This is a genomic window from Pseudomonas sp. FP1740, from assembly GCF_030687165.1.
GTDB lineage: Bacteria > Pseudomonadota > Gammaproteobacteria > Pseudomonadales > Pseudomonadaceae > Aquipseudomonas.
In genome coordinates this window covers 17866-31938 of record NZ_CP117461.1, presented here as the reverse complement: position 1 = coordinate 31938, position 14073 = coordinate 17866, and the positions used below count along the sequence as shown (strand labels likewise).

Genomic DNA, 14073 nt, shown 5'->3' with positions numbered 1-14073 from the left:
GAGCGGGAGCAAGCTCCCTCGCCACAATGATCTGCCCACTACGAGCCAATGCTTTACCCTGACGATTTACCCCGTACCGAGAGGACCCATGGCCTTCCCCAGCCGCCATTCACTCTTTCCCTTCCTGACCTGGTTGCCCCGGCAAACCCGCGCCAGCGTCGGTCGTGACCTGATCGTCGGCCTGAGCGGTGCGATTCTCGCGTTGCCACAATCCATTGCCTACGCCCTGATCGCCGGTCTCCCACCAGAATATGGCCTGTACGCCGCCATCATCCCGGTGCTGATTGCCTGCCTCTGGGGTTCGTCGTGGCATTTGATCTGCGGCCCTACGGCGGCCATTTCCATCGTCCTGTATGCCAGCGTCAGTCCTCTGGCCGTCCCTGCATCGCAGGACTACGTCACGCTGATCCTGCTTCTGACTTTCCTTGCGGGCATTTTCCAGTGGTTGCTGGGTTTGCTGCGGTTCGGCGCCCTGGTGAATTTCGTCTCTCACTCGGTGGTGCTGGGCTTCACCCTCGGCGCGGCGGTGGTGATTGCCATCGGGCAGCTGCCGAACCTGCTGGGGCTGGATGTGCCCAACCAGGCCACGGCGCTCAACAGCTTGATGATGCTGCTCAATCATCTCGGCGAAGTGGACAAACCCTCGCTGCTGCTGGGCCTGGCCACAGTCGCGGTTGGCATCGTGCTGAAACTGCTGGTGCCGCGCTGGCCGACGCTGTTGATCGCTCTGGCCCTGAGCGGATTGCTGGTGTGGCTGTGGCCAGCGATGTTCGGTCATGTGAAGCTGGTCAGCGCGTTTGTCGGGCGGCTGCCGCCCTTTAGCCCGCTGCCGCTGGATCTGGACCTGATACTGCGCCTGCTGCCCAGTGCGGTGGCGGTCGGCATGCTCGGGCTGGTGACGAGCCTGTCGATTGCCCGCTCCCTGTCGGCCCGCTCGCAGCAGTTGCTCGATGCCAATCAGGAAGTTCGCGCCCAGGGTTTCTCGAACATGGTCGGGGCGTTTTTTTCCGGTTCGCTGTCCGCCGGTTCCTTCACTCGCTCGGGCCTGAGCTACGATGCCGGAGCCTGTTCACCGCTGGCCGGGGTTTTTTCGGCGCTGTGGGTGGCTCTGTTCGCGATCTTCGGTGCGGCATTGATTGCGCATATCCCGATCCCGGCCATGGCTGGCAGCATCCTTTTGATCGCTTGGGGATTGGTGGATCATCGCGGCATTCGTGCGTTGTTGCGGGTCAGCCATGCCGAATTCCTGGTCATGGCGCTGACCTGTGTCGCCACCCTGTTGCTGGAGTTGCAGACGGCGATCTACGCCGGGGTGCTGGCGTCACTGTTCTTCTACCTCAAACGCACCTCACAGCCACGAGTGCAGCACTGGCGCAATGGTGACGAAGACATTCTGAGGGTCGGCGGTTCGATCTTTTTCGGCGCCAGCCATTACCTGCAAGTGCGCCTGCAACGGATGCAAGGTCCGCGAGTGGTGATCGAGGCACAGCAGATCAACTTCATCGACTATTCGGGCGTGGAAATGCTGCACCAGGAAGCACGACGGCTGCTGCGTCAGGATCGCAGCCTGACCCTGCGGCAGGCACGGCCGCAAGTGGTGGAGGAATTGAGGAAGCTGGAAGGCGCGGAGAAATGCCCGATCCGGTTTGAGGACTAAACGCCACTGTTATGACAAACAGATAACCTGTGGCGGGGGAGCTTGCTCCCGCTGGGTTGCGAAGCAGCCCCAAAATCTGCGGGCGCTTCGCACCCAGCGGGAGCAAGCGCCCTCGCCACAGAACTACAGAGCCAGTTGCCGGCGAAGTTCGGCCAGCACTGGCGCCGTATCCGGGCGCACACCGCGCCACAGATAGAAAGCTTCCGCCGCCTGCTCGGCCAACATGCCCAAGCCATCCATCGATACGCCAGCCCCATGTTCACTGGCCCAACGGCAGAACGAGGTTGGGTCCTTGCCGTACATCATGTCGTAGCAAACCGTCTTGCCCGGTTCGATCAAACTGCCGGCAATCGGCGGTACATCGCCGGACAAACTGGCAGATGTGGCGTTGATGATCAGGTCCACCGGCTCGCGCAGCCAATCGAAACCGCTGGCCGACACCGGCCCCAGATCGGCAAACAATTGCGCCAGCAATTCGGCTTTTTCCACGGTGCGGTTGGCAATGATCACCGACGCCGGTTGCTCCGCCAGCAGCGGCTCCAGCGCGCCGCGCACCGCGCCACCGGCCCCCAGCAGCAGAATGCGTTTGCCCGCGAGGCTGAATCCGGCGTTGACCGTCAGGTCCCGTACCAGCCCGGCACCATCGGTGTTGTCGCCCAGCAGACTGCCATCGGCCAGTTTGCTCAGGGTATTCACCGCGCCGGCCCGCTGCGCCCGCCGGGTCAAGCTGTTCGCCAGGCGATAGGCGTCTTCCTTGAATGGCACTGTCACATTCGCCCCACGGCCTTCGCGGAAAAATTCCAACGCACAGCCGGAAAAATCGTCGAGAGGTGCCAGCAAGGTGCTGTAGTCCAGTTTCTGCCCGGTCTGCTCGGCGAACAGACGGTGGATCAGCGGCGACTTGCTGTGGCCGATCGGGTTACCGAATACGACATAACGGTCCATCAGAATTCCTCGTTCAGGCCTTGGCCAACCAATCGCGGTCTTGCAGGAAGTACTCGGTCAGGCGCGCTTCTTCACTGCCCGGCTCGGCCTTCCAGTCGTAGGCCCAGCGTACTTGCGGTGGCAGCGACATCAGAATCGACTCGGTACGCCCACCCGATTGCAGGCCGAACAGCGTGCCGCGGTCATAGACCAGGTTGAATTCAACGTAACGACCACGGCGAAACTCCTGGAACTCACGCTGTTTGGCGGTGAACGCATCATGCTTGCGACGTTGCACGATCGGCAGGTACGCGTCGATGAACGCATCGCCGATGGCGCGCATGAAGGCGAAGCTGGTATCGAAGTCCCACTCGTTCAAGTCATCGAAAAACAGACCGCCAATGCCCCGTGGCTCATGGCGATGCTTGATGTGGAAGTAGCTGTCGCACCAGGCCTTGTAGCGCGGGTAAACGTCCGGGCCAAACGGCGCGCAGGCCTGTTCGGCGACGCGGTGCCAATGCACGCAATCTTCTTCATTGCCGTAATAAGGGGTCAGGTCAAAGCCACCACCGAACCACCAGACCGGCTCTTCACCTTCTTTTTCGGCGATGAAAAAGCGCACATTGGCGTGGGACGTCGGCACATGGGGGTTATGCGGGTGAATCACCAACGACACGCCCAGGGCTTCGAAGCCGCGACCGGCCAGTTCCGGCCGATGGGCGCTGGCGGACGGTGGGAGACCGCTGCCAAACACGTGGGAATAGTTGACGCCACCCTTTTCGATGACTGCGCCGTTCTCAATCACCCGGGTGCGACCACCACCGCCGGCAGGCCGGGTCCAGGCGTCTTCGACGAAACGCGCGCCGCCGTCTTCGGCTTCCAGGGCAGCGCAAATACGGTCTTGCAGGTCGAGCAGGTAGGCTTTTACGGCCTCGGTGCGGGTAGTCATGGCATCACCTTGAATCGGGCAAAGCTACGCGGCGCTCCATCAGAGCGGGGGGCCGGCGCAAATGGGTCCGTAGCATAACATCGCAGGCGAGCCTGCCGCAGTTGACGAAGATCAAGCTTGGGAGTTCGATAGGGCGCTTGGCGCTACGACTCTAGAAGCCAAAGACCTAAGGAGAGAGCAGATGGCAAAGCGTAACCAGTTCCGCGTCCATGGCGGCCCCGAAGTGCTCGAATACGTGGATTACCAACCCGCCGAGCCCGGCCCGCAACAAGTACGCGTGACCAACAAGGCCATCGGCCTGAACTTTATCGACACCTATTACCGCAGCGGCCTTTATGCACCGCCAGCCCTGCCATCGGGCCTGGGCGCCGAAGGCGCGGGCGTGGTCGACGCAGTCGGTAGCGAAGTCACCCGCTTCAAGGTTGGCGATCGCGTGGCTTATGGCAGTGGCCCGTTGGGCGCCTACAGTGACGTGCATGTCTTGCCGGAAGCCAACCTGGTGCACCTGCCGGATGCCATCAGCTTCGAACAAGCCGCCGGCGTGATGCTCAAAGGCCTGACCGTGCAATACCTGCTGCGTCAGACATATGAGTTCAAGGGTGGCGAAACCATCCTGTTTCACGCCGCGGCCGGCGGCGTCGGATCGCTTGCCTGCCAATGGGCCAAGGCCCTTGGGGTGAAGCTGATCGGCACGGTCAGTTCAGCGGAAAAAGCCGCCCTGGCAAAAGCCAATGGTGCCTGGGCGACCATCGATTACAGCCATGAGAACGTCGCACAACGCGTACTGGAATTGACTGACGGTAAAAAAGTCCCGGTGGTGTACGACGGTGTAGGCAAAGATACCTGGCTGACATCGCTCGACAGCGTTGCGCCTCGGGGGTTGGTGGTGAGCTTTGGTAATGCTTCAGGCGCAGTCGACGGGGTGAATCTGGGGATTCTCGCGGCCAAGGGTTCGCTGTACGTGACCCGGCCGACGCTGGCGACCTACGCCAACAATGCTGAAAACCTGCAACGCATGGCTGATGAACTGTTCGAGATGATCATCAGCGGCAAGCTGAAGGTGGACATCAGCCAGCGGTATCCACTGGCTGAAGCGGCGAAGGCGCAGACTGAGTTGTCGGCGCGCCGTACGACTGGTTCAACGATTCTGTTGCCCTGACACCGGACTGTGGCGAGGGGGCTTGCCCCCGTTGGACTGCGCAGCAGTCCCCAACCAGATGATGCGGTCTGCCAGTTAGAACGAATCGCTCATTGGCGGGCGCTTCGCACCCGAACGGGGCGGTGCGGCGTTCCGACAAGCCCCCTCGCCACATTAATCCGGGCGCACAACGTGTCCGGTGGCCAAATCGCGAATCACACTCGGATTCTTGCGCCCGCCCAGATGGCCACCGAGCACATAATCAACCTGCCCCCGGAAATACTGCTCCACGCGAATCCGCGTCCGTGCCGCTGGCCGGCCCTGAGGGTTCGCCGAGGTTGACACCAACGGGCCGACCAACGCACACAAGTCCCGCACCATAGGGTGATCGCTGACCCGCAATGCCACAGTTTCATGCACACCGGTAATCCACTGCGGCAACAGATTCTGATGCGGCACCAGCCAAGTATTGGGGCCCGGCCAGGTGCTGGCCATGCGGTCCATCCACAACTCTGGGAAGTCTTCGAACAGGAAGTCGAACTGACGAATATTGTCGGCCACCAGAATCAGGCCTTTATCCACAGACCGCCCCTTGATCAGCAGCAGCCGATCCACCGCGTCTTCGTTCCACGGGTCGCAACCCAGGCCCCAGACAGCTTCTGTTGGGTAGGCAATGACCGCCCCGGCGCGAATTTCTCGTGCGGCTTGTTGCACACGCCAACTGTTAACCATGAAAAACTCTCCGGAATAAGGCTCTGCGCAGTTTACCGATCTTCCTTATAAAACCTAGTTTACCCGCGCAAACCATCGACCGCTCTCACAGACCGCCCGGCCATCCATCTCCAGCTCCGTCAGCGCTGCCAGCACTTTCGACAAGGCCCAGCCGCTGGTGACCGCCAGGGCTTCGCTGGTATGAGGCGCCGCGTGGAGCAACATGAGCAGTGGATGGGTCACCGTCGTTTGCGGCGTTTCTGTGGATAACGGCAGCCGTTGCCAGCCGCGCAAGGCCTCAAGGATGTGTTCGATGGTTTCCACCAGCACCGCACCGTCGCGAATCAACTGATGGCAACCCTTTGCGCCAGGGTGGTGAATCGAACCTGGAATTGCATACACCTCACGCCCCTGTTCCGCCGCCAGCCTCGCGGTAATCAATGAACCGCTGGCAATACTCGCCTCGACTACCAGCACACCAAGGGACAAACCGCTGATGATTCGATTGCGCCGGGGGAAGTTGCCCGGGGAAGGCCCGGCGTCCAGCGGGAACTCCGAAAGTACCGCGCTTCCCGAGGCGATCATGGCGTCCGCCAGTCGTCGATTGCGCTGTGGATAAAAATTTTCAAGTCCAGTGCCAAGCACCCCTACCGTTTGCCCGCCAACGTCCAGAGCCGCCTGATGCGCGGCGGCATCGATGCCCAGGGCCAGACCGCTGGTGATGACAAAACCGGCGCCGGCCAGACTGCGGGAAAACGCACTGGCGGTATCCATGCCCGGTCGCGATGCGCGACGGCTGCCGACCATCGCCAACTGCGGTTTTTCCAGAATGCCCGGATCCCCCGCGACGAATAATAGCGGCGGCGCATCACTGATTTGCGCCAGCAGCGCGGGGTAGTCAGGTTGGTCCCACATCAGTAAATGCTGGCCCGGACGCTCTAGCCAGGCCAATGCGTGGCTGGCGCCATCACGAATTTCACTGCAGCGCCGGGCCTCCGCGCAAGCGAGGGGCAGGCCCAACGCGCGCCAGGCACTGGCCGGTGCGCTGATGGCTTTGGAGGCAGAACCGAAAGCCTCCAGCAACTTCTTGAAACGTGCCGGACCGAGTCCAGGCAAAAGGTGCAGGCGTAAACGGGCTTCCAGTTCCGCAGGGGAAACGGACGTACAGGCAGACAGCGACATGGATCATCCTTGATCGTTATAAGGTCCCGTCGAATCGGGAATAAGCTGTGGATAACTCTGTTGGTAACTTGTGAGCAGGCTTAAGGATTTCGCACCTTGTCCATCACCGCCAAGGAGCGCGATGCGTTGAGCACCAACCCGTAGCTGAGCTTGTCGTAGGTGCGGAATACCATCAGCAGACCAGCCCGTTCGTCGGGGATTTTCAAGGGCTGACCGGTGATCCGGTCGCGCACGGTTTCGCCGGTTTTCATCACCACCAGCACATTGCCCTCGGCCAGGCCATCGCGCTGCCCTTTGTTCAGTGTGACGACATCCAGCGCGCCAATCTGGGTGACCCCACGCGGCACATCGATGATCAGGCCATTGATGTCGGTGGTTGGCGCACTGGGCATGAAGGTCGAATTGATCGAGCGTTCTTCGCCACTGAACAACCGGTCGCCGAGTCGCACCTCCTGAGTGGTGCGTTGCAGGGCCAGGGTGGCGACGTCGCCTTCAGTGGCAATGATCTCGCCGCCGCCGATGTCGTCGGCGTTGATCCCCAGAAACTCCTTGCTCTGCGGATCGGTGTAGACCTTGCCCTGACGAAAGATGCCGTAGACCGACTGCGCCGGATCGAAATGGCCGCGCGCGAAAATTCGATCGCCGGTGCCGCTGAGTACCCGTTCGGCATCTCCGGCAACGATATAGGGCGCCTTGTCGAAATCCTCCACCTTGTCGACGATGCGATTGCTCAACAGAAAACTGTTGATCGACTTCAGCGGAATGCTCGGGATGGCGTCGGCCACCGGCGAACTACGGACTCGTGGCGACAGCTTGATGGTGCCCCGGGAAGCGCCGCGGTTGAGGGTCAGGCGTGGCTGACCGTTGACGTAGACCAGCGACAGCGTATCGCCGGGATAGATGAGATTGGGGTTTTCAATCTGTGGATTGGCTTGCCAAAGCTGCGGCCACTGCCACGGCTCACGCAGGTATTTTCCGGAAATGTCCCAGAGTGTGTCCCCCGCCACCACGGTGTATTGCTGTGGAAAACCTTCCCTGAGTTGCACTTGCCCGTGCGCAAAACCGGCCGAGGCCAGAAGGAGCAAGGCGAGTAGTGATTTCCTCATGCGGTGAATCCCTTTATTATGTACGTTCGCGTGAAACGCCAGAGCCCTCGTGGCTCGCTTCCTGCTCATTTGAAAAGCGGGAAGCTACGTTCACAACGGTAGCCTGCATCTTCGGACCCGCCAGGCCATCGACCCGACTTTACCTCACACGTGCAGCAATTAAGCTTATGGCCATTTTAGACATCCTCGAATTCCCCGATTCGCGCCTGCGCACTATCGCCAAACCAGTGGCCGTAGTGGACGACGAAGTGCGTCAGTTGGTCGATGACATGTTTGAAACAATGTATGAAGCGCCAGGCATCGGCCTCGCCGCTACCCAGGTCAACGTGCACAAACGTATCGTCGTGATGGACCTCTCCGAAGACCGCAGCGAACCGCGGGTGTTCATCAACCCCGAGTTCGAAACCCTGACCGACGAGATGGGCCAGTACCAGGAAGGCTGCCTCTCGGTGCCGGGCTTCTACGAAAACGTCGATCGCCCGCAAAAGGTCAGGATCAAGGCCCTGGACCGCGACGGCCAGCCTTACGAACTGATCGCCGAAGGCCTGCTCGCCGTGTGCATCCAGCATGAATGCGACCACCTCAACGGCAAGTTGTTCGTCGATTACCTGTCCACGCTCAAACGCGACCGGATCAAGAAGAAACTGGAAAAGCTCCACCGCCAGAACGCTTGATGCCCTTCTTTCAAAGGCTTGCCGCGGCAAGCCTTTTTCTTTTCAAGATGCTTTGCAATTGAGAGCTTCCATGACTGAGCCACTGCGCATTGTCTTTGCCGGCACCCCGGAATTCGCCGCCGAACACCTCAAGGCCCTGCTGGGCAGTCCTTACGAGATCGTTGCGGTCTACACCCAACCGGATCGTCCGGCGGGCCGTGGGCAGAAGCTGATGCCAAGCCCGGTCAAGCAGTTGGCGCTTGAACACAACATTCCAGTGTTGCAACCGCCAACCCTGCGCAACGAAGACGCTCAGGCGGAACTGGCCGCGCTGAAACCGGATTTGATGGTGGTGGTCGCCTACGGCCTGATCCTGCCGCAAGTGGTGCTGGATATCCCACGCCTGGGTTGCATCAACAGCCACGCCTCCTTGCTGCCACGCTGGCGCGGTGCGGCGCCGATCCAGCGTGCCGTTGAAGCCGGCGACAGCGAAAGCGGCGTGACCGTGATGCGCATGGAAGCCGGCCTCGATACCGGGCCGATGCTGCTCAAGGTCACCACGCCGATCAGCGCCGAAGACACCGGCGGCAGCCTCCACGATCGCCTCGCGGAGATGGGCCCACCGGCCGTGATCCAGGCGATTGCCGGCCTGGCTGCGGGCACACTGGAAGGCGAAGTGCAGGACGACAGCCTCGCCACCTATGCACACAAATTGAACAAGGACGAAGCACGCATCGACTGGAACCGCCCGGCGGTTGAGCTGGAGCGTCTGGTTCGCGCCTTCAATCCATGGCCGATCTGCCACAGCACGCTGAACGGCGAAGCGCTGAAAGTGTTGGCCGCAAGCCTGGCCGAAGGGCAGGGCACGCCGGGAGAAATCCTCAGCGCCAGCAAGGACGGCTTGATCGTCGCCTGCGGTGAACGGGCACTGTGTCTGACCCGTCTGCAATTACCCGGCGGCAAGGCACTGAACTTCAGCGACTTGTTCAACAGCCGTCGTGAGAAATTCGCCGTCGGCACCGTCCTCGGTCAAACGGCAGACGCTCAATGAACCCACGTCTGGCCGCCGCCAAGGCACTTGCTGCAGTTCTTAACGGAAAAGCCTCACTCAACAGTTCTCTGCCGACACAAATGGACAAGGTCGAAGACCGTGATCGCGGCTTCACCCAGGACTTGGCGTTCGGCACGGCTCGCTGGCAGCCGCGCTTGTCGGCGTTGGCGGCCAAGCTGCTGCAAAAACCGTTCAAGGCGGCTGATGCCGATGTCGAGGCGCTGTTGCTGGTGGGGCTTTATCAACTGCTCTATACCCGCGTCCCGGCTCACGCCGCCATCGGCGAAACTGTCGGTTGCGCCGACAAACTGAAAAAGCCGTGGGCCAAAGCCTTGCTCAACGCCGTACTGCGCCGCGCCCAACGGGAAAGCGAAGCGCTGCTGGCCGAGCTGGAACACGACCCGGTGGTGCGCACCGCCCACCCGCGCTGGCTGCAAAAATCCCTCAAGGCCTTCTGGCCCGAGCAATGGGAAGCTATCTGCGCGGCAAACAACGCCCACCCGCCGATGATTCTGCGGGTCAACCGTCGTCATCACACTCGCGACGCTTACCTCGGCTTGCTGAGCGACGCCGGTGTCGCCGCCAAGCCCTGCGTTTACAGCCGGGACGGCATCATCCTCGACGCCGCCGCCGACGTACGCAGCCTGCCGGGTTTCGCCGAAGGCTGGATCAGCGTGCAGGACGAAGCCGCTCAATTGGCCGCCGATCTGCTGGACCTCGCGCCAGGTCAACGGGTGCTGGACGCCTGCTGCGCACCGGGCGGCAAGACCTGCCACATCCTTGAGGCCGAGCCCAAACTGGCCGGCGTGGTGGCTGTGGATCTGGAAGCCAAGCGTCTGGTACGGGTACGGGAAAACCTTGCGCGCCTGGGCCTGAGCGCCGAACTGATCGCCGCCGACGGCCGCGACACCGCCACCTGGTGGGACGGCAAGCCGTTCCAGCGCATTCTGCTCGACGCGCCATGCTCGGCCACCGGCGTGATCCGCCGTCACCCGGATATCAAACTGACTCGCCAACCGGACGACATCGCCGCGCTGGCGGTGCTTCAGGGCGAACTGCTCGACGCCATGTGGATAACTCTGGAAGTGGGCGGCATTCTGCTTTACGCCACCTGTTCCACGCTGCCGACCGAAAACACCGAAGTCATCGAAGCGTTCCTCGCCCGCACGCCAGGCGCCCGTGAACTGGACCTCGCCACAACGGCCGGCATCAAGCAGCCCCATGGTCGCCAGTTGCTGGCCCAGGAAGGCGGCCACGACGGGTTCTACTACGCCAAGCTGATCAAGATTGCCGCCGCGCGCGGTTAACCGGGTTTAAGGGAGTGACTGGATGAAGATCATCATCCTCGGCGCAGGGCAGGTCGGCGGTTCGCTGGCAGAACACTTGGCCAGCGAGGCCAACGACATCACCGTGGTCGACACCGATGGCGAACGCCTGCGCGACCTTGGCGATCGGCTGGACATCCGCACCGTGCAGGGTCGCGGTTCGCTGCCAACCGTACTCCGGCAGGCCGGTGCCGACGACGCCGACATGCTGGTGGCCGTGACCAACAGTGACGAAACCAACATGGTCGCCTGTCAGGTCGCCCACACCCTGTTCCACACCCCCACCAAGATCGCCCGGGTCCGCGAAGCCGCGTACCTGACCCGTGCCGAACTGTTCGACAACGAAGCGATTCCGGTCGACGTGCTGATCAGTCCGGAGCAGGTTGTCACCAATTACATCAAACGCCTGATCCAGCATCCGGGCGCATTGCAGGTGATCGACTTCGCCGAAGGCAAAGCGCAGCTGGTAGCGGTCAAGGCGTACTACGGCGGGCCGCTGGTGGGCCAGCAACTGCGCCAGTTACGCGAACACATGCCGAATGTCGAAACCCGCGTCGCGGCGATTTTCCGTCGTGACCGGCCGATCCTGCCCCAGGGCGATACGGTGATCGAGGCTGACGACGAAGTGTTTTTCATCGCCGCCAAAGCGAACATTCGCGCAGTGATGAGCGAAATGCGCCGCCTCGATGAAAGCTACAAACGCATCGTCATCGCCGGTGGCGGGCAGATCGGTGAACGCCTGGCCGAAGCCATCGAAAGCCGTTACCAGGTGAAGATCATCGAGATGAACCCGGCCCGCTGCCGCTACCTCTCGGACAACCTCGACAGCACCGTGGTGTTGCAGGGCAGTGCTTCAGACCGGGATCTGCTGCTGGAAGAGAACATCGCCGACGCCGATATTTTCCTCGCCCTGACCAACGACGACGAAGCCAACATCATGTCTTCGTTGCTGGCCAAGCGCCTGGGCGCGAAGAAGGTGATGACGATCATCAACAACCCGGCCTACGTCGACCTGATCCAGGGCGGCGACATCGACATCGCCATCAGTCCGCAACTGGCGACCATCGGCACCTTGCTGGCCCACGTCCGGCGCGGGGACATTGTCAGCGTGCACTCACTGCGCAGGGGCGCGGCGGAAGCCATCGAGGCGATTGCCCACGGCGATGCGAAGTCGAGCAAGGTGATCGGCAAGGCCATCGAAAACATCGGCCTGCCACCGGGCACCACCATCGGCGCGATCATCCGCGACGAAGAAGTAATCATCGCCCACGACGACACCGTGATCGAAACCGGCGACCATGTGATTCTGTTCCTTGTGGATAAAAAGCATATTCGGGATGTGGAGAAGCTGTTCCATGTGGGGTTGAGCTTTTTCTAACTGATGATGATCGTTCCCACGCTCTGCGTGGGAATGCCTCAACGGACGCTCCGCGTTCGGCTTTGAATGGGACGCAGAGCGTCCCGGGCTGTATTCCCACGCGAAGCGTGGGAACGATCACTGACTGAGGTAGCACCGATGATCGAATCCCTGGAAAAAATGCTCGCCAAGGGTGTGGATAACTCATTGCTGCGCTTCGGCCTGGGCAAGGGTTATCTGGATCTTGGGGAAAACGCCAAGGCCGCAGAGCATTTCCAGCGCTGCGTCGAGTTCGATCCGAAGTATTCGGCAGCCTGGAAGCTTTTGGGCAAGGCCCATCTGGCGCAGGCGGATTACGCGGCCGCGCGACAGGCCTGGGAGCAGGGTCTGGAAGCTGCCCGCGCCCATGGCGACAAGCAGGCGGAGAAGGAGATGACGGTGTTTCTGAAAAAGCTTGAGCGACAGGCGCACTGATCAGCGGTAACGCAGGCCAAGATCAATAGATCGCAGCCTGCGGAGTTATCCACAGCAACCTCAATACCAGCGAGCTTCGCCCGGTGGACGTTTCTTGAAGCGCTTCATGCTCCACATGTACTGGCTCGGATAAGCCCGCACGTAGCGCTCGACTACCTGGCTCATGGCCGCGCAGGAGGTTTCGGTATCGGTGCTGTACATGGCCTCTGGCGCGGCTTCGAGAATCACTTTGTAACCCGAACCGTCCGGCAGGCGCAGGGCATGCAGGAACACGCCGACCGCTTTGCCACCGGCGAGCATGTTCGGCACGAATTTGCTGGTCAGGGCCTGAGTGGCGAAGAACGGCACGAAGATCCCGGCGGATTCGGCCGGCTCCGGGTCAGCCGGAATGCCCACCGCGCCCCCCTTGCGCACTTCCTTGATCACGCTGAGGATGCCTTCCTTGGTGGAAGCCGCCACCCGGTTACCCAATTGCACCCGCTGCTTGCGCAGCAACTCATCCACCGCCTTCAGTTTTGGCGGGCGGTAGAAAATGATCGGTTTGCACTGGCTGCAATAGAAGTGGTTCAACACTTCCCAGTTGCCCAGGTGGCTGGTGATGCCAACCACGCCTTTACCGGACGCCAACGCCTCTTTCAAAACGTCGAGACCTTCGACTTCGCGCACCAGTTCAATGGAACGCTGGGCCGGCCAGATCCACGCGCAGGCGCTTTCAGTCAGAGACTTGCCGATGTCTTTCAGGCTTTGACCCACCAGACGCTCACGCTCGGCCGGGTCCATCTGCGGAAAGCACTTGGCGAGGTTGATCCGCACCACGTCGCGGGAACGGTTGGGGGTTTTCCACATGATCCAGCCAATCGCCGAACCCACCGCCTGCACTGCCCGCCATGGCAGTAGGGCAAACAGCCGCAGAGCGCCTACCAGCAAGGCGCCTTTAAACTTATCCACAGGTCACTCCTGATCTTGTGCTGTGCGCGAGGCGGCTATTCTAACCGCCGTTCGCCAACGTGGCGTAGCGATCGCAATCCAGAGTGTGGTCCATGACCATGCCTGAAGCCTGCATCAGCGCGTAACAAATGGTCGGGCCGACGAACGTGAAGCCGGCTTTTTTCAGGCCTTTACTCATCTCGATGGCGGCCGGTGTCACCGCCGGGACTTCACTGCGATCCTTGAAATGATTGATCACCGGCGCGCCGCCGACGAACGACCAGAGAAACGCCACCGGGTCTTCCAGCTCCAGCCAAGCCTGGGCATTGCGCCGGGCTGCGTTGAGTTTGAGACGATTGCGGATGATCCCCGGATCGAGCATCAGTTCATCGATTTCCGCATCGCTCATCTGCGCCACGCGCTGCACGTCGAAGCCGAACAGCACCTCGCGATAACGCTCTCGCTTGCGCAATACAGTGATCCAGGAAAGCCCGGCCTGGAACCCTTCGAGCAAAAGCAACTCGAACAATCCCTGCGCATCGCGTAGCGGCGTGCCCCACTCCTGATCGTGATAAGCCATGTACAGCGGATCTTCGGTACACCAAAAGCAGCGTGGCAT

General features: G+C 61.3%; 14 protein-coding genes. 7 read left to right on the top strand and 7 right to left on the bottom strand.

The window, feature by feature from the left end:
* Positions 1 to 88: 88 nt before the first annotated feature.
* On the top strand, positions 89 to 1657 hold the full coding sequence (locus tag PSH69_RS00140; RefSeq protein WP_258671798.1) for a SulP family inorganic anion transporter: 1569 nt from the start codon (positions 89 to 91) through the stop codon (positions 1655 to 1657).
* Positions 1658 to 1780: 123 nt separating this feature from the next.
* Here the strand turns inward: PSH69_RS00140 and aroE are convergent, their stop codons facing one another.
* Positions 1781 to 2602, bottom strand: coding sequence for a shikimate dehydrogenase (gene aroE / locus PSH69_RS00135; protein WP_305410664.1), 822 nt, complete (start codon positions 2600 to 2602; stop codon positions 1781 to 1783).
* Positions 2603 to 2615: 13 nt separating this feature from the next.
* Positions 2616 to 3530, bottom strand: coding sequence for an oxygen-dependent coproporphyrinogen oxidase (gene hemF / locus PSH69_RS00130; RefSeq protein WP_305410663.1), 915 nt, complete (start codon positions 3528 to 3530; stop codon positions 2616 to 2618).
* A gap of 181 nt (positions 3531 to 3711) precedes the next feature.
* Between hemF and PSH69_RS00125 the strand changes: the two genes are divergently transcribed.
* Positions 3712 to 4689, top strand: a complete 978-nt coding sequence (locus PSH69_RS00125; RefSeq protein WP_305410662.1) for an NADPH:quinone reductase — start codon at positions 3712 to 3714, stop codon at positions 4687 to 4689.
* A 153-nt stretch (positions 4690 to 4842) separates the two neighbouring features.
* On the opposite strand, the gene PSH69_RS00120 is transcribed toward PSH69_RS00125, so the two are convergent.
* From PSH69_RS00120 to PSH69_RS00110, 3 genes are all read right to left on the bottom strand, one after another.
* Positions 4843 to 5400, bottom strand: coding sequence for an L-threonylcarbamoyladenylate synthase (locus tag PSH69_RS00120; RefSeq protein ID WP_305410661.1), 558 nt, complete (start codon positions 5398 to 5400; stop codon positions 4843 to 4845).
* Positions 5401 to 5454: 54 nt separating this feature from the next.
* Positions 5455 to 6561, bottom strand: a complete 1107-nt coding sequence (gene dprA / locus PSH69_RS00115) for a DNA-processing protein DprA (protein ID WP_111453121.1) — start codon at positions 6559 to 6561, stop codon at positions 5455 to 5457.
* Between the two features lie 80 nt (positions 6562 to 6641).
* On the bottom strand, positions 6642 to 7667 hold the full coding sequence (locus tag PSH69_RS00110) for a LysM peptidoglycan-binding domain-containing protein (protein ID WP_019580326.1): 1026 nt from the start codon (positions 7665 to 7667) through the stop codon (positions 6642 to 6644).
* Between the two features lie 167 nt (positions 7668 to 7834).
* On the opposite strand from PSH69_RS00110, the gene def reads away from it, so the two are divergent.
* The 5 genes from def to PSH69_RS00085 all read left to right on the top strand — a co-directional run bounded on the left by def (position 7835) and on the right by PSH69_RS00085 (position 12527).
* Positions 7835 to 8341 (top strand): peptide deformylase, encoded by a 507-nt coding sequence (gene def, locus PSH69_RS00105; protein ID WP_105342607.1) that lies wholly within the window; start codon positions 7835 to 7837, stop codon positions 8339 to 8341.
* 70 nt (positions 8342 to 8411) lie between these two features.
* Complete coding sequence (gene fmt, locus PSH69_RS00100) at positions 8412 to 9371, top strand: methionyl-tRNA formyltransferase (RefSeq protein ID WP_305410660.1); 960 nt, start codon at positions 8412 to 8414, stop codon at positions 9369 to 9371.
* Positions 9368 to 10678: a 16S rRNA (cytosine(967)-C(5))-methyltransferase RsmB gene (rsmB, locus tag PSH69_RS00095; RefSeq protein ID WP_305410659.1), complete on the top strand. Its 1311-nt coding sequence runs from the start codon at positions 9368 to 9370 to the stop codon at positions 10676 to 10678. Before fmt ends, rsmB begins: the two co-directional genes overlap by 4 nt.
* 22 nt (positions 10679 to 10700) lie before the next feature.
* Complete coding sequence (trkA, locus tag PSH69_RS00090; RefSeq protein WP_018927309.1) at positions 10701 to 12074, top strand: Trk system potassium transporter TrkA; 1374 nt, start codon at positions 10701 to 10703, stop codon at positions 12072 to 12074.
* Between the two features lie 138 nt (positions 12075 to 12212).
* Positions 12213 to 12527, top strand: coding sequence for a tetratricopeptide repeat protein (locus PSH69_RS00085; protein WP_305410658.1), 315 nt, complete (start codon positions 12213 to 12215; stop codon positions 12525 to 12527).
* 60 nt (positions 12528 to 12587) lie between these two features.
* Here PSH69_RS00085 and PSH69_RS00080 read toward each other — a convergent pair whose 3' ends face one another.
* Entirely contained in the window at positions 12588 to 13475 is an 888-nt protein-coding gene (locus tag PSH69_RS00080; protein WP_019580330.1) for a lysophospholipid acyltransferase, read from the bottom strand.
* 40 nt (positions 13476 to 13515) lie between these two features.
* Positions 13516 to 14073 (bottom strand): DNA-3-methyladenine glycosylase I, encoded by a 558-nt coding sequence (gene tag, locus PSH69_RS00075; protein WP_305410657.1) that lies wholly within the window; start codon positions 14071 to 14073, stop codon positions 13516 to 13518.